Source organism: Clostridium sp. AM43-3BH (assembly GCF_003479985.1).
Taxonomy (GTDB): Bacteria; Bacillota; Clostridia; order Lachnospirales; family Lachnospiraceae; genus Otoolea; species Otoolea fessa.
Genome location: NZ_QUIH01000005.1, coordinates 35,005 through 58,885, shown reverse-complemented (window position 1 = coordinate 58,885; position 23,881 = coordinate 35,005). Strand labels below are relative to the sequence as shown.

26 protein-coding genes and 1 riboswitch are annotated in these 23,881 nt (G+C 49.3%); of the genes, 24 read left to right on the top strand and 2 right to left on the bottom strand.

Annotation, left to right across the window (positions count from 1 at the left end; all coding sequences use genetic code 11):
* Positions 1–12 precede the first annotated feature (12 nt).
* Together malQ and DW931_RS09135 are read left to right on the top strand one after the other, a co-directional pair.
* A complete protein-coding gene (malQ, locus tag DW931_RS09140; protein WP_118471554.1) occupies positions 13–1,512 on the top strand; it encodes a 4-alpha-glucanotransferase in 1,500 nt (499 codons plus the stop codon).
* A 214-nt stretch (positions 1,513–1,726) separates the two neighbouring features.
* A complete protein-coding gene (locus DW931_RS09135; RefSeq protein ID WP_022360588.1) occupies positions 1,727–3,364 on the top strand; it encodes an ATP-binding cassette domain-containing protein in 1,638 nt (545 codons plus the stop codon).
* A 125-nt stretch (positions 3,365–3,489) separates the two neighbouring features.
* Here the strand turns inward: DW931_RS09135 and DW931_RS09130 are convergent, their stop codons facing one another.
* Positions 3,490–3,852, bottom strand: a complete 363-nt coding sequence (locus tag DW931_RS09130) for a helix-turn-helix transcriptional regulator (protein WP_022360587.1) — start codon at positions 3,850–3,852, stop codon at positions 3,490–3,492.
* Between the two features lie 286 nt (positions 3,853–4,138).
* Here DW931_RS09130 and DW931_RS09125 point away from each other — a divergent pair, with 286 nt between their 5' ends.
* The 8 genes from DW931_RS09125 (at position 4,139) to DW931_RS09090 (ending at position 14,643) form a co-directional block, all read left to right on the top strand.
* Entirely contained in the window at positions 4,139–5,065 is a 927-nt protein-coding gene (locus DW931_RS09125) for a sugar phosphate nucleotidyltransferase (protein WP_118469111.1), read from the top strand.
* Between the two features lie 36 nt (positions 5,066–5,101).
* Entirely contained in the window at positions 5,102–6,292 is a 1,191-nt protein-coding gene (locus tag DW931_RS09120; RefSeq protein ID WP_118469113.1) for a dicarboxylate/amino acid:cation symporter, read from the top strand.
* Positions 6,293–6,567: 275 nt separating this feature from the next.
* Positions 6,568–7,338, top strand: a complete 771-nt coding sequence (locus DW931_RS09115; protein ID WP_107000799.1) for an exodeoxyribonuclease III — start codon at positions 6,568–6,570, stop codon at positions 7,336–7,338.
* The gene (locus DW931_RS09110; protein ID WP_118481967.1) at positions 7,335–9,203 is read left to right on the top strand and encodes an ABC-F family ATP-binding cassette domain-containing protein; all 1,869 of its coding nucleotides are present in this window, start codon (positions 7,335–7,337) and stop codon (positions 9,201–9,203) included. The genes DW931_RS09115 and DW931_RS09110 overlap by 4 nt, the downstream gene beginning before the upstream one ends.
* Positions 9,204–9,251: 48 nt before the next feature.
* Entirely contained in the window at positions 9,252–11,273 is a 2,022-nt protein-coding gene (locus DW931_RS09105; RefSeq protein WP_243015238.1) for an alpha amylase C-terminal domain-containing protein, read from the top strand.
* Between the two features lie 28 nt (positions 11,274–11,301).
* Entirely contained in the window at positions 11,302–12,483 is a 1,182-nt protein-coding gene (locus DW931_RS09100) for a S8 family peptidase (RefSeq protein ID WP_243036935.1), read from the top strand.
* Between the two features lie 271 nt (positions 12,484–12,754).
* A riboswitch (FMN riboswitch) is annotated at positions 12,755–12,872 on the top strand.
* 181 nt (positions 12,873–13,053) lie between these two features.
* Entirely contained in the window at positions 13,054–13,665 is a 612-nt protein-coding gene (locus DW931_RS09095; protein ID WP_118481968.1) for an ECF transporter S component, read from the top strand.
* Between the two features lie 183 nt (positions 13,666–13,848).
* Positions 13,849–14,643 carry a creatininase family protein gene (locus DW931_RS09090; protein WP_107000797.1) on the top strand — a complete coding sequence of 265 codons (795 nt, stop codon included), beginning with the start codon at positions 13,849–13,851 and terminating at the stop codon, positions 14,641–14,643.
* A gap of 46 nt (positions 14,644–14,689) precedes the next feature.
* Here the strand turns inward: DW931_RS09090 and DW931_RS09085 are convergent, their stop codons facing one another.
* Positions 14,690–15,556, bottom strand: a complete 867-nt coding sequence (locus tag DW931_RS09085) for a class I SAM-dependent methyltransferase (protein ID WP_107000796.1) — start codon at positions 15,554–15,556, stop codon at positions 14,690–14,692.
* Positions 15,557–16,112: 556 nt separating this feature from the next.
* Here DW931_RS09085 and DW931_RS09080 point away from each other — a divergent pair.
* The 14 genes from DW931_RS09080 (at position 16,113) to rplX (ending at position 23,876) form a co-directional block, all read left to right on the top strand.
* Positions 16,113–17,501, top strand: a complete 1,389-nt coding sequence (locus DW931_RS09080; protein ID WP_118481969.1) for a cell wall-binding protein — start codon at positions 16,113–16,115, stop codon at positions 17,499–17,501.
* 423 nt (positions 17,502–17,924) lie between these two features.
* Positions 17,925–18,242: a 30S ribosomal protein S10 gene (gene rpsJ / locus DW931_RS09075; protein WP_022360576.1), complete on the top strand. Its 318-nt coding sequence runs from the start codon at positions 17,925–17,927 to the stop codon at positions 18,240–18,242.
* Positions 18,243–18,347: 105 nt separating this feature from the next.
* Entirely contained in the window at positions 18,348–18,983 is a 636-nt protein-coding gene (gene rplC, locus DW931_RS09070; RefSeq protein WP_022360575.1) for a 50S ribosomal protein L3, read from the top strand.
* A gap of 29 nt (positions 18,984–19,012) precedes the next feature.
* A complete protein-coding gene (rplD, locus tag DW931_RS09065; protein ID WP_022360574.1) occupies positions 19,013–19,633 on the top strand; it encodes a 50S ribosomal protein L4 in 621 nt (206 codons plus the stop codon).
* Positions 19,633–19,932: a 50S ribosomal protein L23 gene (gene rplW, locus DW931_RS09060; RefSeq protein WP_022360573.1), complete on the top strand. Its 300-nt coding sequence runs from the start codon at positions 19,633–19,635 to the stop codon at positions 19,930–19,932. Before rplD ends, rplW begins: the two co-directional genes overlap by 1 nt.
* Positions 19,933–20,023: 91 nt before the next feature.
* Complete coding sequence (rplB, locus tag DW931_RS09055; protein ID WP_022360572.1) at positions 20,024–20,863, top strand: 50S ribosomal protein L2; 840 nt, start codon at positions 20,024–20,026, stop codon at positions 20,861–20,863.
* 14 nt (positions 20,864–20,877) lie between these two features.
* Complete coding sequence (gene rpsS, locus DW931_RS09050; RefSeq protein WP_022360571.1) at positions 20,878–21,159, top strand: 30S ribosomal protein S19; 282 nt, start codon at positions 20,878–20,880, stop codon at positions 21,157–21,159.
* Between the two features lie 26 nt (positions 21,160–21,185).
* Positions 21,186–21,572, top strand: coding sequence for a 50S ribosomal protein L22 (gene rplV, locus DW931_RS09045; protein ID WP_022360570.1), 387 nt, complete (start codon positions 21,186–21,188; stop codon positions 21,570–21,572).
* 12 nt (positions 21,573–21,584) lie between these two features.
* A complete protein-coding gene (gene rpsC / locus DW931_RS09040; RefSeq protein WP_022360569.1) occupies positions 21,585–22,241 on the top strand; it encodes a 30S ribosomal protein S3 in 657 nt (218 codons plus the stop codon).
* On the top strand, positions 22,241–22,678 hold the full coding sequence (gene rplP, locus DW931_RS09035; RefSeq protein WP_022360568.1) for a 50S ribosomal protein L16: 438 nt from the start codon (positions 22,241–22,243) through the stop codon (positions 22,676–22,678). The genes rpsC and rplP overlap by 1 nt, the downstream gene beginning before the upstream one ends.
* Positions 22,668–22,868, top strand: coding sequence for a 50S ribosomal protein L29 (rpmC, locus tag DW931_RS09030; protein WP_022360567.1), 201 nt, complete (start codon positions 22,668–22,670; stop codon positions 22,866–22,868). The genes rplP and rpmC overlap by 11 nt, the downstream gene beginning before the upstream one ends.
* Positions 22,869–22,907: 39 nt before the next feature.
* Entirely contained in the window at positions 22,908–23,162 is a 255-nt protein-coding gene (rpsQ, locus tag DW931_RS09025; protein WP_107000794.1) for a 30S ribosomal protein S17, read from the top strand.
* A gap of 27 nt (positions 23,163–23,189) precedes the next feature.
* Positions 23,190–23,558, top strand: coding sequence for a 50S ribosomal protein L14 (rplN, locus tag DW931_RS09020; protein ID WP_022360565.1), 369 nt, complete (start codon positions 23,190–23,192; stop codon positions 23,556–23,558).
* 12 nt (positions 23,559–23,570) lie between these two features.
* Positions 23,571–23,876, top strand: coding sequence for a 50S ribosomal protein L24 (gene rplX / locus DW931_RS09015; protein WP_022360564.1), 306 nt, complete (start codon positions 23,571–23,573; stop codon positions 23,874–23,876).
* The last annotated feature ends 5 nt before the right edge of the window (positions 23,877–23,881 follow it).

Sequence of the window (23,881 nt, the reverse complement as noted above, 5' to 3'; positions counted from 1 at the left end):
GGAAACGAAGCGATGAAGACAATGTTAAAACGCGGCGCAGGCGTACTGATGCCGATTTTCAGCCTGCCGTCGCCGTATGGAATCGGTACGTTCGGACGGGCGGCGTATGAGTTTATTGATCAGTTAAAACGCGGACGCCAGACGTACTGGCAGGTGCTTCCGATGGGACCGACCTGCTACGGGGACAGCCCGTACCAGTCCTACTCTGCATTTGCGGGAAATCCGTATTTTATTGATCTGGATACGCTGAAAGACGAGAAACTTCTGACCCAGGATGAGATAGACGCCTGCTGGTGGTGCGACAAGCAGGATCAGGTCAAATATGACGCGCTGTATTATTACCGTTTTCCGCTTCTGCGCAAGGCGTATGAGCGGAGCAGCCATAAGGAAAGTGAGGAATATCAGGCATTTCTGGAAGAAAATGAAGAATGGCTGGACGACTATGCGCTCTATATGGCAGTCAAGGGTAAATATGAAGGAAAAGGCTGGATGGACTGGGACGAGGACATCCGGTTCCGCCGTCCGGAGGCGCTTTCGGCATGCCGCGAAGAGCTGGCAGAAGAAATAAATTACTGGAAGTTCTTACAGTTTAAGTTTTTTGAACAGTGGAAAAAATTAAAACAGTATGCAAAAGAAAAAGAACTTCAGATCGTCGGTGATATTCCGATTTACGTGGCGCTCGACAGCGCGGATGTCTGGAGCCACCCGGAGCTGTTCCAGCTCGACGAGGAAAATCTGACGCCGCTCAAGGTATCGGGTGTGCCGCCGGATGCATTTTCAGAGGATGGACAGCTCTGGGGCAACCCGCTTTACGACTGGGAGAAAATGAAACAAACCGATTTCGCCTGGTGGCGAAGCCGGATGAAAGCGTCCGCGAAGCTCTACGATGCGGTGCGGATCGACCATTTCATCGGCGTGGTGCAGTATTATGCAATCCCGTATGGCGCTGTGACTGCGAAAGACGGCGAGTGGGAGAAAGGTCCGGGCAAAAAGCTGACCGACGCACTTGACGAGGCGGCAGGCGAGACGAAGATCATCGCGGAGGATCTGGGTGTCTTCTGTCAGGAGGTCAAGGATCTGCTGGCAGAGACGGGCTATCCGGGCATGAAGATCATTGAGTTTGCGTTCAGTGGCGACCGTTTCAACGAGCATCTGCCGCACTGCTATGACCCGAACTCCGTAGTCTACGGTGGAACGCACGACAATGAGACGCTGGCGGGGTATTTCAAACCGGAAAAACGTCAGTGGTGGGAGCTTCAGTACATTGCCGATTACCTCGGTGCAGCACACCAGAGTGAGGTGGTAGACCGCGTGTTCCGCGCGGCATACGGTTCAGTCGCGAGCGTTGCCATTTTCCAGATGCAGGATGTGTTGAAGCTCGATAACTGGGCGCGCATGAATACGCCGGGAACCCTCGGGGAAAACTGGCGCTGGCGTCTGGTTCCGGGGCAGTTTACGGATGAGCGGGCAGATTATTTGTCCTGGCTGGTGGATACGTTCGGAAGATTTTAGTTTTTGGCGTATTTAAATGCGAAGCCACGGCAAATTCCGTTACTGGGCACGTATGCGTGAACAGTAACTTGGTTTTTGTCGGATGGGAATAAAAACCCGTAAAATGCTTGCAAATTCGGGAAAAACCTGTAAAATATACATGGATTGCACCCGCCCGGGGCAAAGATGCACCTGGGGAGTATGAACGATTTGAACAGTATGAAAGGAAATTGCCATGATTAGTACAAGCAATGTAACACTGCGAGTAGGAAAGAAGGCGTTATTTGAGGACGTAAGCATTAAATTTATTGAGGGAAACTGCTACGGACTCATCGGTGCCAACGGTGCCGGAAAGTCTACCTTTTTACGAATCCTGTCCGGACAGCTGGAACCGACCAATGGTGAGGTTATCATCACACCGGGACAGAGACTTTCATTCTTACAGCAGGATCACTTTAAATATGACGCATATCCGGTACTTGATACCGTTATTATGGGAAATGCGAGACTCTACGAGATCATGAAAGAGAAGGAAGCTATCTACATGAAGGAAGACTTCTCCGAGGAGGACGGCGTCAAGGCTGCCGAGCTGGAGGGCGAGTTCGCCACGATGAACGGCTGGGAGGCAGAGTCCGACGCGGCGAACCTTTTAAATGGTCTGGGAATCGAGACGGATCTCCACTACAAACAGATGGCAGATCTGACCGGTGCCCAGAAGGTCAAAGTTCTTCTGGCACAGGCACTGTTCGGAAACCCGGACATCCTGCTTCTCGACGAGCCGACAAACCACTTGGATCTCGATGCGATCGCATGGCTCGAGGAGTTCTTGATCAACTTTGAGAATACGGTTATCGTGGTATCCCATGACCGTTACTTCTTAAATAAAGTCTGCACCCAGATCGCAGATATCGACTATGGCAAGATTCAGCTCTATGCCGGAAACTACGATTTCTGGTACGAGTCCAGCCAGCTGATGATCAAGCAGATGAAGGAAGCCAACAAGAAGAAGGAAGAGAAGATCAAGGAGCTGCAGGAGTTCATCCAGCGATTTTCTGCCAATGCTTCCAAGTCTAAGCAGGCAACCTCCAGAAAACGTGCTCTGGAGAAGATTGAGTTAGATGAGATCAAACCGTCCAGCCGTAAGTACCCGTATATCGACTTCCGTCCGGAACGTGAGATCGGTAATGAGGTATTAAGCGTAGAGAACCTGTCTAAGACTATCGATGGTGTGAAGGTTCTTGATAATATTTCCTTCATTCTCGGACGCGAGGACAAGGTAGCATTTGTAGGACCGAACGAGCAGGCAAAGACCGTTCTCTTCAAGATTCTTTCCGGCGAGATGGAGCCGGATGAGGGATCCTATAAATGGGGTCTGACCACCAGTCAGGCATATTTCCCGAAGGACAATTCGAAAGAGTTCGATAACGACGACACGATCGTAGACTGGCTGACCCAGTACTCTCCGGTTAAGGATGTGACCTATGTCCGCGGATTCTTAGGACGTATGCTGTTTGCCGGTGAGGACGGCGTGAAGAAGGTCCGCGTTCTTTCTGGTGGTGAGAAGGTGCGCTGCATGCTTTCTAAGATGATGATCTCCGGTTCCAATGTCCTGATTCTGGACGAGCCGACCGACCATCTGGATATGGAGTCCATTACCGCTCTGAACAACGGTATGATCAAGTTCCCGGGCGTGCTGTTATTCTCCTCCCGTGACCACCAGATCGTTGAGACGACCGCAAACCGTATCATGGAAATCGTAAACGGCAAGCTGATCGATAAGATTACTACTTACGATGAGTATCTGGCAAACGATGAGATGGCGAGAAAACGTCAGGTATTTACTGTTACGGATAGTGAGGAAGAGGACGACTAAGAGCTGGAATCAAAGTGATTTAGACAAAAGTCTGAAAGATAAAAGACAGCCCCAGACGCTGCATGTGAGCGATGCCTGGAGCTGTCTTTTGCACACCTATGGTATTAATGTCCTGTTCACTGCGATCAATCCTTCTTATGGCGTGATTCCAGATAAACCAGGTAATTGATGTATTCGATCAACTGCTTTTTCGTGGAAGTCTGGAAGGATGAGATACGTCCATTGACCTCTCCATAGGTGACATTTTTAAGAAATGGTTTCGCCATTTCGGGCGGATTCTTCGGGTAGGAGGTTCGACCGAGAATATAATCAGCGCTGACCTGATAATAATCCGCCAGTTTTATCAGATGCCGAAGAGGCAGATCTGTCCGGTTTGTTTCATAGCGGGAATAGATTTGCTGAGTTGTACCCAGCAGACTGGAAATTTCCGCCTGCGTTTTTCCTTTGTCCTCCCGTAAATCACGGAGCCGGTCACCAGCAGCAATCATTTAAAGCACCTCCCGCATACATCAAATATTTGTGAAAACAATCTATCATACAAGTATGCGCAGAACTAAAAGATACAATTAACTGGTGTAGAAACAGCAAAAAATACATTTATAAAAATGTAAACAAAAAAGAATATCCGCTCTATGGAATAAAACGGCAGCCGGGTTTTTGTTTTACTGTTTACAGTCTGCCCGAATTAGTTTAAAATAAAAGGAAACAGGCAATTCTGCTTTGAATGAAAACGGCAGGATTGTGGATAAGAAACAGAAAGCGAGGACAATTTTCATGAGTCAGAAGCCAGTTCTGGTGATCATGGCGGCTGGTATGGGCAGCCGGTACGGCGGCTTGAAGCAGATTGATCCGGTCGATCGGGAAGGAGATCTGATCATCGATTTTTCGATCTTCGACGCAGTCGAGGCTGGATTCGAAAAGGTCGTATTTATTATCAAGAAATCGATTGAGAAAGAGTTTAAGGAACATATTGGAAACCGCATGGAAAAGCACGTGCAGGTGGAGTATGTGTATCAGGAAAATGACCGTCTTCCGGATGGGTTTGAGGTTCCGGAGGGACGCGTCAAACCGTGGGGAACCGGTCATGCGATTCTCTGCTGCAGCGAGGTGATCGACGGACCGTTTGCGGTGATCAACGCGGATGATTACTATGGAAAATCGGCGTTCAAGGCGATCTACGATCGTCTGGCATCCTGCGGCGATGATGACAAATATCAGTATGCGATGGTTGCCTATCATCTCTACAACACATTGACGGAAAACGGCCATGTGGCGCGCGGCGTCTGTACAGTGGATGCGGATGGACATCTGGCGGATATCCACGAGAGAACGCGCATCGAGAAGCACGGCGATCAGGCGGAATATACCGAGGATGACGGCGCAACCTGGGAGCAGCTGGGGGAGGATACGCTTGTATCGATGAACCTCTGGGGCTTTACTTCCAGCATCTTAAAGGAGTTAAAGGCGCGCTTTGTTCCATTTTTGGAGAAAAACCTGTCGGTAAATCCACTCAAATGTGAGTATTTCCTTCCGTTTGTGGTGGATGAACTTTTGAAAGAGGGGAAAGCCGAGGTGACTGTGTTAAAGAGCGTGGATCGCTGGTATGGCGTGACCTACAAGGAAGATAAGAAGATGGTGACAGACGCGATCCAGGGGATGAAGGACAGCGGTCTGTATCCGAAAAAACTTTGGGAAGAGTAAGAATGAAGAGATAGGTATTAGGAAGGAAAAATGGGTATGAGCAAGTTGATGAAAAGCCTGCCGTTTCGGCTGGTGCTGGGTGTAGCGATCGGTATTATTGCCGGTCTTATAGCAAATGAAAGTTTTATGAATCTCGTTGTGACGCTGAATTATATTTTTGGGCAGATTATTTCGTTCTGTGTACCGCTGATCGTCATCGGCTTTATTGCCCCGTCGATCACGAAGCTTGGAAAGAATGCCTCCAGATTGCTTGGAGTAGCGCTGATTCTGGCGTATACATCGTCTCTTGGCGCGGCGCTGTTTTCGATGGCAGCCGGATATACGCTGATTCCGCATATGTCGATTCAGTCGGCAGTCGATGGACTGCGCAGTCTGCCGGAGGTTGTCTTTAAATTGGACATTCCGCCGATCATGGGCGTCATGAGTGCGCTGGTATTTTCCGTTATGATGGGTCTGGCAGCGACCTGGACCAAGGCGGTGACGGTAACGAAACTCTTAGACGAGTTCCAGAAGATCGTTCTGGAGATTGTACAGAAGATTGTCATTCCGATTCTTCCGGTTTACATCGCATTTACGTTCTGTTCCCTGGCATATGAGGGAACTATCACAAAACAGGCGCCGATCTTCATTTCGGTTATCCTGATTGTTATGGCAGGCCACTATATCTGGATGGCGCTGCTGTATACACTGGCTGGTATTTACTCTGGCCGTGACCCGAGAGGCGTTATCAAGCATTATGGTCCGGCATATCTGACGGCAGTCGGTACGATGTCTTCTGCGGCGACCCTGGCAGTGGCGCTCAGCTGTGCCAAAAAGGCAGAGCCGCTTCGTGACGATATGGTTGATTTCGGTATTCCGCTGTTTGCGAATATCCATCTGTGCGGTTCGGTTCTGACCGAGGTATTCTTTGTCATGACGGTATCCAAGATTTTGTACGGCGCCCTCCCGGATATGATGACGATGGTTCTGTTCTGTGTTCTTTTAGGTGTATTTGCCGTAGGTGCACCGGGTGTTCCGGGCGGTACGGTTATGGCATCCCTGGGACTGATCACCGGTGTCCTCGGTTTCGATGCGACTGGAACGGCGCTGATGTTGACGATCTTTGCGCTTCAGGACAGTTTTGGTACTGCCTGCAACGTAACGGGTGATGGTGCGCTGACCCTGATGCTGACGGGATATGTGGAGAAACATGGGATTAAACATCAGGATTTACACGTAGATTTATAAAAATGAGAGAGGTGGGGCAGGCAGCAGCCGCCCCGAAACAGGTCTGTGAATGCGCCGCTGGCTCTTCGCACTATCGTTGTTCGCTTGCTTTCACTACACTTGTTCGTCTGTGTCGGACTTGCGTCCGCCCCATTCGGACAAGCGTGTTCAAGATGCGTACAACTGATAGGCGAAAGCCTGCTCTGCATCCACAGACCAGTTTCGGAGCGTCTGCCACCTGCCTGCTGTCTTTTTATGTATCGGAAAAACCTTATTTGATAAAAAGGAGAGATAGAATGAAAAAAATGATTTCCTGGAACGTAAACGGCTTGCGGGCGTGTGTGGGAAAGGGATTTCTGGATGTATTCCATGAGCTGGATGCGGATATTTTCTGTATTCAGGAGAGTAAGCTGCAGGAAGGGCAGATTGATCTGGAGCTTCCGGGGTATTATCAGTATTGGAGCTATGCGGAGAAGAAGGGATATTCAGGAACGGCGTTATTTTCGAAGGAGGAGCCGATTAGCGTGAGCTACGGTCTTGGCATTGAGAAGCACGATCATGAAGGGCGCGTCATTACGGCGGAGTACCCGGATTATTATGTGGTGACCTGCTATACGCCGAACTCCCAGAATGAGTTGGCGAGACTTCCGTACCGGATGCAGTGGGAGGATGATTTCCGCCAGTTTTTGAAGAAGCTGGAGGAGAAAAAGCCGGTTATTTTCTGTGGGGATCTGAATGTGGCACACACGGAGATTGACCTGAAAAATCCAAAGACGAACCGGAAAAATGCCGGATTTACGGATGAGGAGAGAAGCAAGTTTACGGAGCTTCTGGACTCTGGATATATCGACACGTACCGCTATTTTTACCCGGATAAAGAGGGCGTTTATTCCTGGTGGTCGTACCGGTTTAAGGCGCGCGAGAAGAATGCTGGGTGGCGGATTGATTATTTCTGTGTTTCCAAGAGCCTGAAGGACCGGCTGGCGGGCACACAGATTCATACGGAGATACTGGGTTCGGATCACTGCCCGGTAGAATTACAGATAAAGGATCGGGATGAGACATGAATTTACTGACAGCAGAACATCTGAAAAAATCATATACGGAACGGCTGCTTTTTGATGACGTGGCATTTTCCATCGGTGAAGGTGATAAGATTGGTCTCATCGGCATCAACGGAACCGGAAAATCTACTCTTCTAAAGATTGTAGCCGGTCTGGAAGAGCCGGATGAGGGTACGGTAGTAAAGGGACGAAATCTCTATATCCGTTATCTGCCTCAGAATCCGGAGTTTGAAGCGGGACGGACCGTCTTAGACTGCGTGATCCGGGAAAATATGGCGCATGAGCACGCCTGGGATCTCGAGGGCGATGCGAAATCCATGCTGAATAAGCTTGGAATCACCGATTATAGTGCCAAGGTGGAGACACTTTCGGGCGGACAGAGAAAGCGCGTTGCCCTCGCAGCGGTGCTGTTATCGACGGCGGATCTGTTGATTTTAGACGAGCCGACGAACCATCTGGACAGTGCGATGGCGGACTGGCTGGAAGAGTACCTGAAAAAATTCCGCGGCGCGCTTCTGATGATCACGCACGACCGGTATTTCCTTGATAACGTGACGAACCGCATCGTCGAACTGGACAAGGGAAAGCTGTACAGTTATCAGTCCGACTATGAGGGCTATCTGGAATTAAAGGCAGAGCGCGAGGCGATGGCGGTGAGCTCGGAGCAGAAACGCCAGAATATCCTGCGGACGGAGCTGGCGTGGATCCGACGCGGCGCACAGGCACGCAGCACGAAGCAGAAAGGGCGTATTCAGCGCTTCGAGGCGTTGAGTGCGGTGGAAGCGCCGAAAGTAGATGGAAATGTGGAGATGAGCTCGATTTCCAGCCGTCTCGGACGAACCACGGTCGAGGCACACCATCTTCATAAGGCGTATGGTGACCGCCTCCTGATCGATGATTTTTCCTATATCTTCTTGAAGGATGACCGCATCGGCATCATCGGACCGAACGGCAGCGGCAAATCGACGCTGATGAAGATGATTACCGGCTGGGTGAAACCGGATTCGGGCGAGACGATCATCGGCCAGACCGTAAAAATGGGTTATTTTTCACAGGAAAACGAAGATATGGATCAGTCGATGCGCGTGATCGACTACATTAAAAATGTGGCAGAGTACGTGCGGACGGCGGACGGGCTGGTATCGGCATCCCAGATGTTGGAACGGTTCCTGTTCCCGTCCCATATGCAGTACACGCTGATCGGCAAGCTATCGGGCGGCGAGCGGCGCAGACTCTATCTGCTCCATATCCTGATGGGCGCGCCAAACGTCCTTCTGCTCGACGAGCCGACCAACGACCTGGATATCAGCACGCTGACGATTCTGGAGGATTATCTTGATCATTTCCAGGGGATCGTGATTACGGTATCGCATGACCGGTATTTCCTTGACCGCGTAGTGCGCCGGATCTTCGCCTTTGAGGGCGGCGGCGCGATCCGTCAGTATGAGGGCGGCTATACCGACTATCAGGCAGCCTGTGGGGAACGCATAGCGGCAGAGATGGAGGAATCCGGTCAGGAACACGGCAGAGGCCAGAAGATCGGAGGCGCTTCTGGTGCGGGAACGTCAGATGCAGCGGAGACGGCAAAGGATAAAAACCGCGGCCGCCAGCGCGAGAAAAAGCTCAAATTCAGCTATATGGAGCAGAAAGAGTGGGAGACGATCGAGGATGATATCGCGGCGCTGGAAGAGGCAATCGCGGATCTAGAGCAGCAGATGCAGGACTCTGCCCGCGATTATACGGCTCTGAACGGCATCATAAAGGAAAAAGAGGAAAAAGAAGCTCTTTTGGAAGAAAAGATGGACCGCTGGATGTATCTGAACGATCTGGCGGAAAAAATAGAAGCGCAGGCAGCTGCTCACAAGTAGGCACTTTTGGAACCGAAAGTGCCGTATGAAAACGTGGAGGGGATACAGGTGAAAGCAGAAAAAATCGTGAGACAGAAGATAAGAACCCCTGATTTTACACCGGGAATCAAGCGGACAGAGACGGGAATGCACTTGTGCGTCGAGGCACCGGGGACATTCTGCCATCTGACAATTTATGAGACAGGTAAAAAACAGGGTGTCCGGATCCCATTTTCCCCGGAAGAACGGGTGGGGGATCTCTGGATGATGGAGCTTGCGGGCGATGATTTTTCGGGACTGGAATACACGATCGAGACCGAGCAGGGGGAGCTGCCGGATCCGTGCGGGCGCATCTATACAGGACATGAGCGCTGGGGCGATTTAAAAGCGGCGCTCCGTCCGGTGCGCTGCCGTTTCCCGAAAGAAACGTATGACTGGGAAATGGATCAGCCGCTGAAACATCCGTATGATGAGACGATCCTGTACCGGCTGCATGTGCGCGGATTTACCCGTCATACTTCTTCTGGCACCGGGGAGCGGGGAACGTTCCGTGCGCTGACGGAGAAAATTCCCTATTTAAAGGAATTGGGTATCACAGCAGTTGAATTAATGATGCCGAATGAATTTCAGGAAGTGATGATGGAGGATGGGGCAGACGGGAATCCGTATGCGACCGGGACACCGACCGGACGGCTCAATTACTGGGGCTATGGGGCGGGATACCTGTTTGCGCCAAAAGCTTCGTACACATCCGGGAAAGAGAAAGAACCGGAGCGGGAATTTAAGGATCTGGTGAAAAAATTTCATAAAAATGATATTGAAGTGCTGGTTGAGCTTTATTTTACCGGCGAGGAGAGCGCGGCACTGGCGCAGGAGGCGGTTCGTTTCTGGGTTTACGAGTATCATGTAGATGGCGTGCACCTGTCCGGGTTTGCGCCGACCGAACTGCTGGCGTCGGATCCGCTGTTAGCTGATACGAAGCTATTAGCTGGTTCCTGGGATGGCGTGCGTGTGCCAAAAACGGCAGCGGCACCGAAGCTGCGGGAGCGCCGCTGGCATCTGGGCGAGTACAATGAAGGATTTTTGATCGATATGCGCCGGGTATTAAAGGGCGATGAGGATCAGGTCGGCCGTCTCATTTACCAGACACGCCGGAATCCGGACGCGTATGGCGTGATCAACTATATGGCGGCGACAAATGGCTTTACGATGATGGATATGGTTTCCTGTGAGCAGAAGCACAACGAAGCGAACGGGGAGAATAACCGGGACGGAAGCGATTATAATTATACGTGGAACTGTGGCGTCGAGGGCACGACGCGGAAAAAGAAGATTGTGCAGATGCGGAAAAAACAGCTCCGCAACGCATTTTTGCTGCTCTTTCTGAGCCAGGGAACGCCGATGTTTTTAGCGGGCGATGAGTTCGGCAATTCCCAGAACGGCAACAATAATGCTTACTGTCAGGACAATGAGATTTCCTGGCTCAACTGGCATCAGCTGGAGACAAACCGGGATATTTACGAATTTGTAAAATATATGATAGCGTTCCGCAAAGCGCATCCAGTGTTCCATCTGCCGGTGGAGCCGAAAAATATTGATTACCTCGTCTGCGGACACCCGGATGTTTCCTACCACGGCGTCAAAACATGGTGCCCGGAGTTTGAAAACTTCCGCCGCCAGCTCGGCATTCTCTACTGCGGCGAGTACGGGCGAAGAGCGGACGGCACCAGCGATGACTATTTCTTTGTCGCCTACAATATGCACTGGGAGCCGCATGAATTTGATCTTCCGAAACTTCCGAAGGGAATGCAGTGGACTCTGTGCATCAACACAGACGACGCAGACAATAACGGAATCTGTCCGCCAGAAAGCCTGGAGGCAGGGCAGGAGCCGCAGGAAGAGCTTCGCCAGTATATGGTTCCGCCGCGGAGTATTCTGGTATTTCGCGGCTTTAAGCCAATTTCCGGTCCGGCATCCGAAAAGGATGGCAAAAAAGCCGGGAAAGTGGTAAAATCGGTAAAACGGCAGAATGTCAGAAAAGAACCGGCAAAGGAAGCGGAGACTGTGGTTGCGGTAGCGCGCGAACTGTAAGAACGGAATTGAAAGAGGATAAAGCAAGTTGAAAAAGAAACTTTTTAGAGGGCTGGCAGCCGCCCTGTGTGCTGCCATGATGGCAGGGAGCGCGGCGCTTCCGGCATATGCGGCGGGTCCGTCACGGGAGTCAGTTCCCTATGCGGATTCCTATGCCTCCTATCAGTGGGCTTTTTTAAATACAGGTGAACTGCGTCTGGTGCCGAGCCATACGGCGGCAGTGGATGCAGCGATTGGGGCGATTACCGGCAGCCCGACGCTCTCAGCAGATGGAACGGTCCGTTCTCTGGAAGGGATCGATATGAATATTGTCCCGGCATGGAAGAAATATGACGCGAAAAGTGGAAAACGTCAGGTGATTGTGGCGCTGATTGATACGGGGGTTGACATAACTCACCCGGAGCTTAGCGGTTCGATCTGGACGAATACGGGGGAAATTCCGGGCGATGGCATTGACAATGACGGAAATGGTTATATCGATGACGTTTACGGCTGGAATTTCTATGATAATAATGCCCAGGTATTTACCGGGGCGGATGACAATCATGGTACCCACTCGGCGGGCACGATCGCGGCGGCGAGAAATGGAGTCGGAACGGTTGGAATCTGCGATCCGGCGTATGTGAAGATCATGGTGATCAAGACGCTTGGAACATCGTCCGGTGTCGGAACCGTCAGCAACGTGGTTAAGGCGATCCGGTATGCGCGGGCGAACGGCGCGTCGATCTGCAATCTGAGCTTTGGCACGATGAAATATAGCGAGGAGCTGTATCAGGCGATCAAGGATTCGGGGATGCTGTTTATTGTGGCGGCTGGAAACGGCGACGCCTCCGGCAATGGCTACAGCATCGATGAGCAGCCGATGTACCCGGCAAGCTTTGAACTGGACAATATCATTTCCGTGGCAAACCTGCGCTTTGACGGTCAGCTCGACCGTGCGTCCAATTACGGGATGAGAAGCGTGGATCTGGCAGCGCCGGGCAATTATATCCTGAGCACGATCACGGGCAATGACTATGCCTACATGAGCGGCACATCGATGGCGGCGCCGATGGTGACCGGAACGGCGGCGATGCTGTACTCCTACGATGCGTCCCTGTCGCTTATGGATGTGAGAAACCGTATTCTGCAGTCGGCGCGGCCGCTTGAGAGTCTGTCTGGCAAGGTGGCAACCGGCGGTATGCTGGATGCCGGGGCGGCAATGCCGTAGATGGGAAGTTACTGTTCGCAGGTAGGCACTTTTGGAACCGAAAGTGCCGTAAGAAAACGTGGTGGCAGCAGGAATTTGCCGTATTTAAATGCGAAGCCACGGCAAATTCCGTTACTGGGCACGTATGCGTGAACAGTAACGATGGGAAAAATGAAAAGAAAGATTGTTAAAAAAATATTGAAATTCTTGTTTGTATATGATACTATGAACGGGTGAGATAATTGCCCTGCAGATTCATATGTTTATATGTATGAAGACGGAGTAATTACCATGATTTCTTCGGGGCAGGGCGAAATTCCCTACCGGCGGTATAGTCCGCGAACCGCGATGGCGGCCGATTCGGTGAGATTCCGAAACCGACAGTATAGTCTGGATGAGAGAAGAGGCAGGAGTCAGAGAGTGTACCGTTTGAGCGTAAGCAGGCTGGTGTACATCGGCTAAGTTGCGATTTATTATCCCAGGTCCCGAACAACCTGGGATTTTTTTAGTTTTACAAATGCAGCTAGTCCGGCACTTGATTCATACTCCTCCTTCGGAGAAATGAGTTTTAAAACCGAAAGGAGATTTAAGATGAAGACAGGAAAATGGAGTATTCAAAAATTGATTTATACGGCGATGCTGGCAGCGGTTGCTGGCGTGCTGATGTCATTGGAATTTTCGGTTCCGATGATGCCGCCGTTTTATAAGGTGGATTTCAGTGATGTACCGTCTGTGATTGCCGTGTTTCTGATGGGACCGGTATCCGGTATCTGTGTAGAAGTCATCAAGCTGTTAATCAAGCTGATTACTGTCGGAACTAACACGATGTACGTCGGTGAGCTGGCCAACCTGATTGCGGCGTTCCTGTTCGTATGGCCGCTGTGGTTCCTCTATCAGAAGCTGGGCGCTAACCGTAAGGCAGCTGTAGAAGCACTTCTGATCAGTATCGTGATCCGCACCGCGTGTGCATGCTTTATCAATGCGAACATTACGCTTCCGTTATATGCGAAAGCGATGAGCCTGCCGCTGGATAAAGTGATCCGCATGGTAGCGTCGGTCAACCCGGCGATCAAAGACCTGAATGGATTTATCATCCTGGCGACGATCCCATTCAATGTATTGAAAGTGGGACTCAACTATATCGTTGGACAGCTTTTGTTTGTACGCCTGCGTGCGGCGAAGATTGTGCCGAAAGCAGTATAAAATGAAATAAGAGGAATGGTTTGACGGATTTGGCTGTTTGCTGTGAAACGGCAGAACCATTTCATAGAAAGGATTGTCGGGAAACCGCTGGGAAAGCTGCCTGGGGGAAGAATCCCGGACAATCCTTTTTTGTTTGATGGAACGTGCAAAGACATATCTGTTTTTATAAGAGGAGGAGATACTATGATACGTAACTATAGAGATTTGACAAGATGGGAAATGGAGCAGGTGGACCGTGAGAACACGATTGTCCTGATTCCGCTCGGGGCTCTGGAACAGCACGGCAATCAGGCACCACTGGGAACGGATGATATTATCGCGGAGGCGATGAGTCAGGAGATCAAAAAGGCACTGGAGGCAGAGGGGGAAGAAGACTTCCCGATGCTGCTGTTTCCGGTGATTCCGGTGGGCTTAAGTACAGAGCATAAGAATTTCTGTGGTTCGGTCACAGTCCGGCCGGACACTTACTATCATCTCTTATATGATATATGCGTCAGCCTGGCGCATCACGGTTTTAAGAAGCTGGCTTTTTTGGTATGCCATGGTGGGAATGCGCCGATTGCGCAGGTTTTAAGCCGGGAACTTCGGAGTGAGCTGGGGATTGCACCGTTTATCCTTTCATCGGGGGCATTTGGTCATCCGGATGTAAAAGCAACGATTTCAAAGGGGAATATCTGGGATTTCCACGGTGGAGAGATGGAGACATCGATGGTAATGGCGGTCGATGAGAGTCTTGTGAAGCTGGAACTTTCGGAAGCGGGAGAGCCGACGGCGTTTGAGAAGACCCGCGCCCTGAAGCCATACGGTCCGGTTTCGATCGGCTGGGTGTCGGAGGATTGGAAAACAAAAGACGGATCGCCGATTGGAATTGGAGGAGATCCGTCTGGTGCAAGCGCCGAGAAGGGGCGAATTATATTAGAGACGAGTGCGCGGGAACTGGTCCCGGGGCTGTTAGATATCCGGGATTGGAATGAATAGGAATCAAACTTAAAAATGGGGTGTCTATGTCATCCGAATACCAGTGTTATTTACCAGATTCCCAGCGTCCGGATGAACCGCATGGTAATACCAGTCCGGTGCGGGTAACCGGAAGTCCCAGCTCGTCCGATTTCACTGTGCCGCCGTGGGTGGAGGCAACTTCGGTTGAGAGCATATAGGTCAGGACGGACGGCGCCAGCCCGGTGGTGTAGGAGTTGATGAGGAAGAAGAGCGGGTTGTCCGATAACAGTTTCGTACAGAGCTGCACGAACGGGTAAATCGAAGTTTCGATCTTCCAGATCTCGCCTTTCGGTCCGCGGCCGTAGGACGGCGGGTCCATGATGATTCCGTCGTAATGGTTGCCGCGGCGGATCTCACGCTCAACAAATTTCACACAGTCATCGACGATCCAGCGGATGGGTGCATTTTCCAGCCCGGAGGAACGGGAGTTTTCCTTCGCCCAGGCTACCATGCCCTTGGAGGCGTCCACATGGGTCACGCTGGCGCCGGCTGCGGCTGCCGCCAGGGTAGCGCCGCCTGTGTAGGCAAAGAGGTTTAAAACCTTGATTGGGCGTCCGGCATTGCGGATGCGGTCACCGAACCAGTCCCAGTTTGCCGCCTGCTCCGGGAAGAGACCTGTGTGCTTGAAGCTGAACGGTTTTAAGTTAAAGGTCAGTTCTTTGTAATGGATCGACCACTGCTCCGGCAGGTCGAAAAATTCCCATTCGCCGCCGCCCTTGGAGCTTCTGTGGTAGTGTCCGTTCATCTTTTTCCAGCCGCGGTGTGTCTTGGGGGTGTTCCAGATAACCTGCGGGTCCGGGCGAACCAGAAGATAGTCGCCCCACCGCTCCAGTTTCTCTCCTTCGGAGCAGTCAATCACTTCATAATCGTTCCATCCATCTGCAATCCACATAAAATTTTATCCTTTCAAAAAAATGAGGCGCAAACCCCGGAAAAGGGTATCTGCCGCCTTTATAATCGGTGTTATCCATAAGCCATTTCCATCCAAATGGCATAAATGGTTACTGTTCCCGGGTAGGCACTTTTGGAACCGAAAGTGCCGTAAGAAAACGTGGTAACAGCAGGAATTTGCCGTATTTAAATGCGAAGCCACGGCAAATTCCGTTACTGGGCACGATGCGTGCACAGTAACCATAAACGCAGTCTGTCTGACCGGAAAAACGGTTCAGTTGAAATGCATACCTAATTATATCGGTCATTGATTGGCGTGTCAAACCTTTTGAACGGCTTCCTGCCAAAAAAAAGTAAATAAATTGAAAGATAAATCTCCTTGAAGATTCCTATATCTCCTGTTAAAATGTATATTAGGTAAAAGATAGATTGCACGTATCTGGAACAAAACAAGGCGTTATAAGCATCTGATGCAGTCTCCACACGACGGGAAGTGTGCGAATGCGCAGCAGGTGGGAGAATAGACGTTATCAATCGTGAACTGGGAGGGCTTGTATATGAAGAAACAGAAACTGGCAGTCTGCGTCCTTTCCGCAGCGCTGATGATAGGGGCGGCGACCCTGACATCTTACGCGGCAGAAGGCTGGCAGCAGTCTGGAAACAGCTGGATATATGTGGACAACAATGGCAACAAGGTGACGAATACCTGGAAGAAGGGCGCAGACAATCTCTGGCGCTATCTCGATTCCCAGGGCAACATCGCGTCGAACTGCTGGGTGGACGACGAATACTTTGTCGAGAGTACCGGCATCATGGCGACTGACAAGTGGCTGAAACTGCCGAAGCGCAATCCGGCATGGAACGAGACTTCCGCTACGACGGTCTGGTACTATTTCTCCACCAGCGGAAAGATGGTATCCGACGGCTGGTCCAAGATCGGAGGCAAGTACTATTACTTCGACGGTGATGGAGCGATGCAGACGGGCTGGGTGGATGATGACACCTACTACACGAATGCAGATGGTGTCATGCAGATCGGCTGGGCATATCTGGAAGATCCGGATGATACCAAAAAGGACGATGATGAAGTGAAACCCGGCGACGACGATGAGGATCATCATTGGTACTACTTTCAGAGTTCAGGAAAGAAATATGTGCCTTCTTTAGGCGGTGCTAAATATAAACAGTATAAGATTGACGGAACCTACTACTGCTTCGACGAAAACGGAGCGATGCAGACCGGCTGGGTCGATATGGGAAATTCCTCTGGATTTGCAAATTACCGTTATTATCAGAGCAACGGTCAGGTACAGACTGGCTGGCTCTCCACGACTCCGCCGGAGGAGGATGATTACAATCTGGATCTCGGCAGCGATGTACAGTGGTATTATTTTTCAAGCAACGGCGAGCCGAAGGTGGGTCCGAAGATTTCTGACGCTTCGACGAGCAACCTGGTCCGCATCAACAATATTACCTACTTATTTAATGAGAAGGGCAACCCGGTCTATGGTCTGAGACGTCTGGAGGTAGGAACGAGCGGTCAGTATGCCTGCTATTTCTTCGGCGCGGACAAGGCGACCAGCTCAGTCGTAAAAGGCAAGGGAAATGTAGTAGAGGGCGACGGAACGACCGGACAGTTCTATTTCACTGACAGCGGCAACAAGGCTGGACGCGGCTATTCAGGTGTGGAGGATGGATTCCTGTACTACATGGGTAAGCTTCAGAAGGCAGACAGCGGTACCAAGTATGAAGTCATTGAAGTCAATGACAAAAACTATCTGGTAACGACGAGCGGCAAGGTAGTGAAATCCAGCACCGTGAAGGATGCGAACGGCACAAAGTTTAAGACAAGCTCTGCGGGTGTTGTCACAGAGGTGGACGGCACAAGCGACGATGGCAGCGACGAGGCTAGAACCCCGGTGGAACCGACGTATTGGGAGGATTAATTAAAAAAGCTGGGAGTCTTCTCGACTGAGATAAAATTTCTGCATGGAAATATATTCTTGTGGATAAACAGGAGTTTCTTCTATATAAAAGGTGTAATTACCCACCGGAAGAAGAAACTCCTGTTTTTTCTTGAAAAATATAGATTTTTTCTTAAAAAAACACTTGCATTTCCCGGAAAGCTGTGTTATTATAACGAAGCTGTGGCATGATAGCGATGAAACGAGAGGTTGCTGCTTATGATAAGCAGGTTATTCCGCGGAGCGAATGTCAAGTTAGGAAACTGGCGACAAGTCACTGTACAAGAATAGAGTATCCTGAAGACAAATGACGGATTTGGTGTGTGGACTGCGAGGACACACACGGGTATGTGTACAGTCACCGCTTGTCGTGCTTAATAGTACGAAAAGGAGGCGACTTTTTTTATGGCAAGTCAAGTAATGAGAATCACACTGAAAGCTTATGATCATCAGCTGGTAGATACATCCGCTGCAAAAATCATTGAGACTGTAAAGAAAAACGGATCAAAGGTGAGTGGACCGGTGCCGCTGCCAACTAAGAAAGAGGTAGTAACCATTCTGCGAGCAGTTCATAAGTACAAAGATTCCAGAGAGCAGTTCGAGCAGAGAACTCATAAGAGACTCATCGATATCATTGCTCCGAGCCAGAAGACAGTTGATGCACTGCAGAGACTGGAAATGCCGGCTGGCGTGTCCATCAACGTAAAGATGAAAAACAAATAATTAAGAATCCTATACTAGTTTAGATAGAGACATCTGGACAGTTCTAGGATGAACGCGGGAGTTTGACGAACGCGTTCCGCTGTAGAAAAACAGGAGGTCAGATTAATGAAGAAAGCGATTTTAGCTACCAAAGTCGGAATGACTCAAATCTTCAACGAAGACGGAGTTTTAACTCCAGTAACCGTTCTTCAGGCTGGACCGTGTGTTGTTACACAGGTTAAGACAGAAGAGAACGATGGCTACAAAGCAGTACAGGTTGGTTTTGTAGACAAGAGAGAAAAACTTGTGACAAAGCCGGTTAAGGGTCATTTTGACAAGGCAGGCGTTGCTTACAAGAGATATGTAAGAGAGTTCCGCTTAGAGAATGCTGAAGAGTATTCTGTAAAAGACGAAATCAAGGCAGACATCTTCGCAGCAGGCGATAAAATTGATGCAACTGCTATTTCCAAAGGTAAAGGTTTCCAGGGTGCCATCAAGAGACACGGCCAGCACAGAGGACCGATGGCTCACGGTTCCAAGTTCCATCGTCATCAGGGTTCCAACGGTTCTGCAACCACACCGGGACGCGTATTTAAGGGCAAAGGAATGCCGGGTCACATGGGCAGCGTAAAAGTAACTGTTCAGAACCTGGAGGTTGTTAAGGTTGATACTGAGAACAACTTACTCCTTGTTAAAGGCTCTGTACCGGGACCGAAGAAATCCTTAGTAACAATCAAAGAGACAGTAAAGGTCGCTAGATAAGGCTTTTACGGGAAAGGAGGAACATACAGATGGCAAACGTATCTGTTTTCAATTTAGAAGGCAACGAAGTTGGCACATTAGAACTGAATGATGCTGTATTCGGTGTAGAAGTAAATGAACATCTGGTTCACATGGCAGTTGTAGCACAGCTTGCTAACAAACGTCAGGGAACTCAGAAAGCAAAAACCCGTTCCGAAGTTTCCGGCGGTGGTAAGAAACCGTGGAGACAGAAAGGTACCGGACATGCAAGACAGGGTTCAACAAGAGCTCCGCAGTGGACGGGCGGCGGCGTAGTATTCGCTCCGACACCACGTGATTACACAATCCGTTTAAATAAGAAAGAGAAGAGAGCTGCTCTTAAATCTGCTCTGACAAGCCGTGTAAACGAGAACAAGTTCATCGTAGTTGAGGCTATGAACTTCGACGAGATCAAGACAAAGAAATTTGTTGAGGTTATGAACAACCTGAAAGTAAACAAAGCTTTAGTTGTTCTGGATGAGGCTTGTGACAAGGCTGTATTATCCGCTAGAAACGTGGCAGACGTTAAGACTGCTTCCGTAAGCACCATCAACGTTTACGATATCCTGAAATACAACACAGTAGTAGCAACCAAGGCTGCTGTAGCTTCTATCGAGGAGGTATATGCATAATGGCAAACGTACAGTACTATGACGTAATCCTCAAACCGGTTGTAACTGAGAAGAGTATGAATGCTATGACAGACAAGAAATACACCTTCCTGGTACACACCGAGGCAAACAAAACTATGATCAAAGAAGCCGTTGAGAAGATGTTCCCGGGCACCAAAGTTAAGAGTGTCAACACCATGAACATGGACGGCAAGACAAAGAGAAGAGGCATGACCTTCGGTAAGACAGCTGCAACAAAGAAAGCTATCGTTCAGCTGACCGAGGACAGCAAAGAGATCGAGATCTTCGCTGGTTTATAATTCATCCTCAATAGACAATTATACGACGAACACTATGTCGTGAAAAACATGAAGAAACGCCAGGAGGCGTTGAACGAAAGGAGTCAAAGTCATGGGAATTAAATCTTACAGCCCATATACACCTTCCAGAAGACATATGACCGGCTCTGATTTCTCTGAGATTACAAAATCCACACCGGAGAAATCCTTAGTAGTTTCTTTAAAGAAGAACGCAGGTCGTAACAACCAGGGTAAAATCACCGTTCGTCACAGAGGCGGCGGTTCCAGAAGAAAATATAGAATCATCGACTTCAAGAGAAATGCAAAAGACGGTATCGCAGCAACCGTACTTGGTATCGAGTACGATCCGAACCGTACAGCAAACATCGCTCTGATCTGCTACGCAGACGGCGAGAAAGCTTATATCCTTGCTCCGGCTGGTTTACAGGTTGGACAGAAGGTTATGAGCGGTGCAGAGGCTGAGGCAAAAGTTGGTAACTGCTTACCGCTTTCTGAAATCCCGGTTGGTGCACAGATTCACAACATCGAGCTTCTTCCGGGCAAGGGTGGTCAGCTGGTTCGTTCCGCTGGTAACTCTGCTCAGTTAATGGCTAAAGAAGGCAAATATGCAACCCTTAGATTACCGTCCGGAGAGATGAGAATGGTTCCGATCAGCTGCCGCGCTACTATCGGTGTAGTTGGCAACGGCGACCACAACCTGATCAATATCGGTAAGGCTGGTAGAAAACGTCACATGGGTATTCGTCCGACTGTCCGCGGTTCTGTTATGAACCCGAATGACCATCCGCATGGTGGTGGTGAGGGCAAGACCAGTATCGGTCGTCCAGGTCCTTGCACACCTTGGGGCAAACCGGCACTCGGCCTGAAGACCAGAAAGAAAAACAAACAGTCTAATAAGTTAATCGTAAGAAGAAGAAACGGTAAACAGTAATAGGAGGTATACTAATGGGTCGTTCATTAAAAAAAGGACCATTTGCAGATGCTCATCTTTTAAAGAAAGTAGATGAGATGAACGCAGCAGGACAGAAACAGGTTATCAAAACCTGGTCCCGCCGTTCCACAATCTTCCCGCAGATGGTTGGACATACAATCGCAGTTCACGATGGTAGAAAACATGTTCCGGTATACGTGACAGAGGACATGGTTGGACATAAACTCGGTGAGTTCGTAGCCACTAGAACTTACAGAGGCCACGGAAAAGACGAGAAGAAAGCAGGACGTAAGTAAGTTACGCTTGAAAGGAGGTTTCACCAATGGCTAAAGGACATAGATCCCAGATTAAAAGAGAAAGAAATGCTAATAAGGATACGAGACCGTCGGCTAAGCTGTCTTACGCCAGAGTATCCGTTCAGAAAGCATGCTTCGTATTAGATGCCATCAGAGGCAAAGATGTGAAGACAGCGCTTGGTATTGTAACATACAATCCTAGATATGCTTCTACTTTAATTAAAAAATTACTCGAGTCTGCTGTTGCTAACGCAGAAAACAACAACCAGATGAATCCGGAGAACCTGTACGTTGCAGAATGCTTCGCTAACAAGGGACCGACAATGAAGAGAGTAAAACCGAGAGCACAGGGCCGCGCTTACAGAATCGAAAAGAGAATGAGCCACATCACAATCGTGCTTGATGAGAAATAAGAGGAGGCAATTATGGGACAGAAAGTTAATCCGCACGGCTTAAGAGTCGGTGTTATTAAAGACTGGGATTCCAGATGGTATGCGGAAGCTGATTTTGCAGATAACCTGGTAGAGGATCACAAAATCAGAACCTTCCTTAAGAAGAAATTATACAGCGCCGGTGTTTCCAAAATCGAAATCGAGCGCGCTTCTGATAAAGTAAAAATCATTCTTTACACTGCTAAACCGGGCGTTGTTATCGGTAAGGGCGGCGCAGAGATCGAGAAGACAAAAGCTCAGGTTCAGAAATTAACTGACAAGAAAGTTTTTGTAGACATCAAAGAAGTTAAGAGACCAGACAGAGACGCTCAGCTCGTTGCAGAGAACATCGCTCAGCAGCTTGAGAACCGTATTTCCTTCCGTCGTGCGATGAAGTCCGCTATGGGCAGAACCATGAAGGCTGGAGCTAAGGGTATCAAGGCTTCCGTATCCGGACGTCTTGGCGGTGCTGATATGGCTCGTACAGAGTTCTACAGCGAGGGCACTATCCCGCTTCAGACATTAAGAGCAGATATTGACTACGGTTTCGCTGAGGCAAACACAACATACGGCAAGACCGGTGTTAAGGTTTGGATCTACAAAGGCGAGGTACTTCCTGCGAAAGGAAATAAGGAAGGGAGCGATAAATAATGTTAATGCCGAAAAGAGTAAAGCGTCGTAAACAGTTCCGTGGTACCATGGCCGGCAAGGCGCTTAGAGGAAATGTAATCAACTACGGTGAGTACGGTTTAGTCGCTACAGAACCGTGCTGGATCAAATCCAACCAGATCGAGGCAGCCCGTGTTGCCATGACCCGTTACATCAAACGTGGTGGTAAAGTTTGGATTAAGATTTTCCCGGATAAACCAGTAACTGCTAAACCGGCTGAGACTCGTATGGGTTCCGGTAAAGGCGCACTTGAGTACTGGGTAGCAGTAGTAAAACCAGGCCGCGTAATGTTCGAGATCGCGGGTGTACCAGAGGAGACAGCGAGAGAAGCGCTTCGTCTTGCTATGCACAAACTTCCGTGCAAGTGCAAGATTGCTTCTAAAGCAGATTTAGAAGGCGGTGATAACAGTGAAAATTAATAAGTATGTAGAAGATTTAAAAGCTAAGACATCTGCAGAATTAAACGAAGAATTAGTAGCTGCTAAGAAGGAACTCTTCAACTTAAGATTCCAGAACGCTACCAACCAGCTGGATAATACAAGCAGAATTAAAGAAGTTCGCAGAAACATCGCTCGTATTCAGACTGTTATTACAGAGAAAGCGAACTAATTATCATAGATTCCTAAAATAGGAAAGGAGATATCTACCGTGGAAAGAAATCTTAGAAAAACACGTACCGGTAAGGTAGTAAGCAACAAGATGGACAAAACAATCGTAGTTGCTATCGAAAACCACGTAAAACATCCTTTAATCGGTAAGATTGTTAAGAGAACTTATAAATTAAAAGCACACGACGAGAACAACGAGTGCGGTATCGGTGATACTGTAAAGGTAATGGAAACAAGACCGTTATCCAAGGATAAGAGATGGAGACTCGTCGAAATTATCGAGAAAGCGAGATAATTTCTAAATCAGAAAGGAGTATTGGGCATGATTCAGCAGGAGACCAGATTAAAGGTTGCCGACAATACCGGTGCGAAAGAATTACTCTGTATCCGCGTTATGGGCGGCTCTACTAGAAGATATGCAAATATTGGCGATGTAATCGTTGCCAGCGTTAAAGATGCAACACCAGGCGGTGTTGTAAAGAAAGGCGATGTAGTGAAGGCCGTTGTTGTACGTACCGTTAAGGGCGCACGCCGTAAAGATGGTTCCTACATCAAATTTGATGAGAACGCAGCCGTTATCATCAAAGACGACAAGAACCCGAGAGGAACCCGTATTTTTGGGCCGGTTGCCAGAGAGCTTCGTGAGAAACAGTTTATGAAGATTGTTTCCCTGGCTCCGGAAGTACTGTAGGAGGTGTCAGCTGTGCATAAAATTAAAAAAGGCGACCTGGTAAAGGTTATCACAGGTAAAGACAAAGACAAAACCGGAAAAGTTCTTTCCGTTAATGTAAAGAAGAATACAGTCCTGGTTGAGGGATGCAACATGGTAACAAAGCATACCAAACCGTCTGCAGCTAATCAGCAGGGCGGCATCATCCATCAGGAAGGCGCGCTTGACATTTCCAACGTTATGCTGGTAGTGGATGGCAAGGCTACGAGAGTTGGCTTCAAAGTAGAAGACGGCAAGAAAGTCCGTGTTGCTAAGGCAACCGGTAAAGTAATTGACTAATACAG

Excerpts from the sequence above, each read along its gene's own strand:
- DW931_RS09080 (WP_118481969.1), top strand. The coding sequence starts at position 16,113 with ATGAAGAAACAGAAACTGGCAGTCTGCGTCCTTTCCGCAGCGCTGATG.
- DW931_RS09125 (WP_118469111.1), top strand. The coding sequence starts at position 4,139 with ATGAGTCAGAAGCCAGTTCTGGTGATCATGGCGGCTGGTATGGGCAGC.
- rplW (WP_022360573.1), top strand. The coding sequence starts at position 19,633 with ATGGCAAACGTACAGTACTATGACGTAATCCTCAAACCGGTTGTAACT.
- rpsJ (WP_022360576.1), top strand. The coding sequence starts at position 17,925 with ATGGCAAGTCAAGTAATGAGAATCACACTGAAAGCTTATGATCATCAG.
- rplN (WP_022360565.1), top strand. The coding sequence starts at position 23,190 with ATGATTCAGCAGGAGACCAGATTAAAGGTTGCCGACAATACCGGTGCG.
- DW931_RS09090 (WP_107000797.1), top strand. The coding sequence starts at position 13,849 with ATGATACGTAACTATAGAGATTTGACAAGATGGGAAATGGAGCAGGTG.
- rplC (WP_022360575.1), top strand. The coding sequence starts at position 18,348 with ATGAAGAAAGCGATTTTAGCTACCAAAGTCGGAATGACTCAAATCTTC.
- malQ (WP_118471554.1), top strand. The coding sequence starts at position 13 with ATGAAGACAATGTTAAAACGCGGCGCAGGCGTACTGATGCCGATTTTC.
- rplB (WP_022360572.1), top strand. The coding sequence starts at position 20,024 with ATGGGAATTAAATCTTACAGCCCATATACACCTTCCAGAAGACATATG.
- rplV (WP_022360570.1), top strand. The coding sequence starts at position 21,186 with ATGGCTAAAGGACATAGATCCCAGATTAAAAGAGAAAGAAATGCTAAT.
- DW931_RS09085 (WP_107000796.1), bottom strand. The coding sequence starts at position 15,556 with ATGTGGATTGCAGATGGATGGAACGATTATGAAGTGATTGACTGCTCC.
- DW931_RS09130 (WP_022360587.1), bottom strand. The coding sequence starts at position 3,852 with ATGATTGCTGCTGGTGACCGGCTCCGTGATTTACGGGAGGACAAAGGA.
- rpsC (WP_022360569.1), top strand. The coding sequence starts at position 21,585 with ATGGGACAGAAAGTTAATCCGCACGGCTTAAGAGTCGGTGTTATTAAA.
- DW931_RS09095 (WP_118481968.1), top strand. The coding sequence starts at position 13,054 with ATGAAGACAGGAAAATGGAGTATTCAAAAATTGATTTATACGGCGATG.
- rplP (WP_022360568.1), top strand. The coding sequence starts at position 22,241 with ATGTTAATGCCGAAAAGAGTAAAGCGTCGTAAACAGTTCCGTGGTACC.
- DW931_RS09120 (WP_118469113.1), top strand. The coding sequence starts at position 5,102 with ATGAGCAAGTTGATGAAAAGCCTGCCGTTTCGGCTGGTGCTGGGTGTA.
- rplD (WP_022360574.1), top strand. The coding sequence starts at position 19,013 with ATGGCAAACGTATCTGTTTTCAATTTAGAAGGCAACGAAGTTGGCACA.
- DW931_RS09135 (WP_022360588.1), top strand. The coding sequence starts at position 1,727 with ATGATTAGTACAAGCAATGTAACACTGCGAGTAGGAAAGAAGGCGTTA.
- DW931_RS09110 (WP_118481967.1), top strand. The coding sequence starts at position 7,335 with ATGAATTTACTGACAGCAGAACATCTGAAAAAATCATATACGGAACGG.
- rpsS (WP_022360571.1), top strand. The coding sequence starts at position 20,878 with ATGGGTCGTTCATTAAAAAAAGGACCATTTGCAGATGCTCATCTTTTA.
- DW931_RS09115 (WP_107000799.1), top strand. The coding sequence starts at position 6,568 with ATGAAAAAAATGATTTCCTGGAACGTAAACGGCTTGCGGGCGTGTGTG.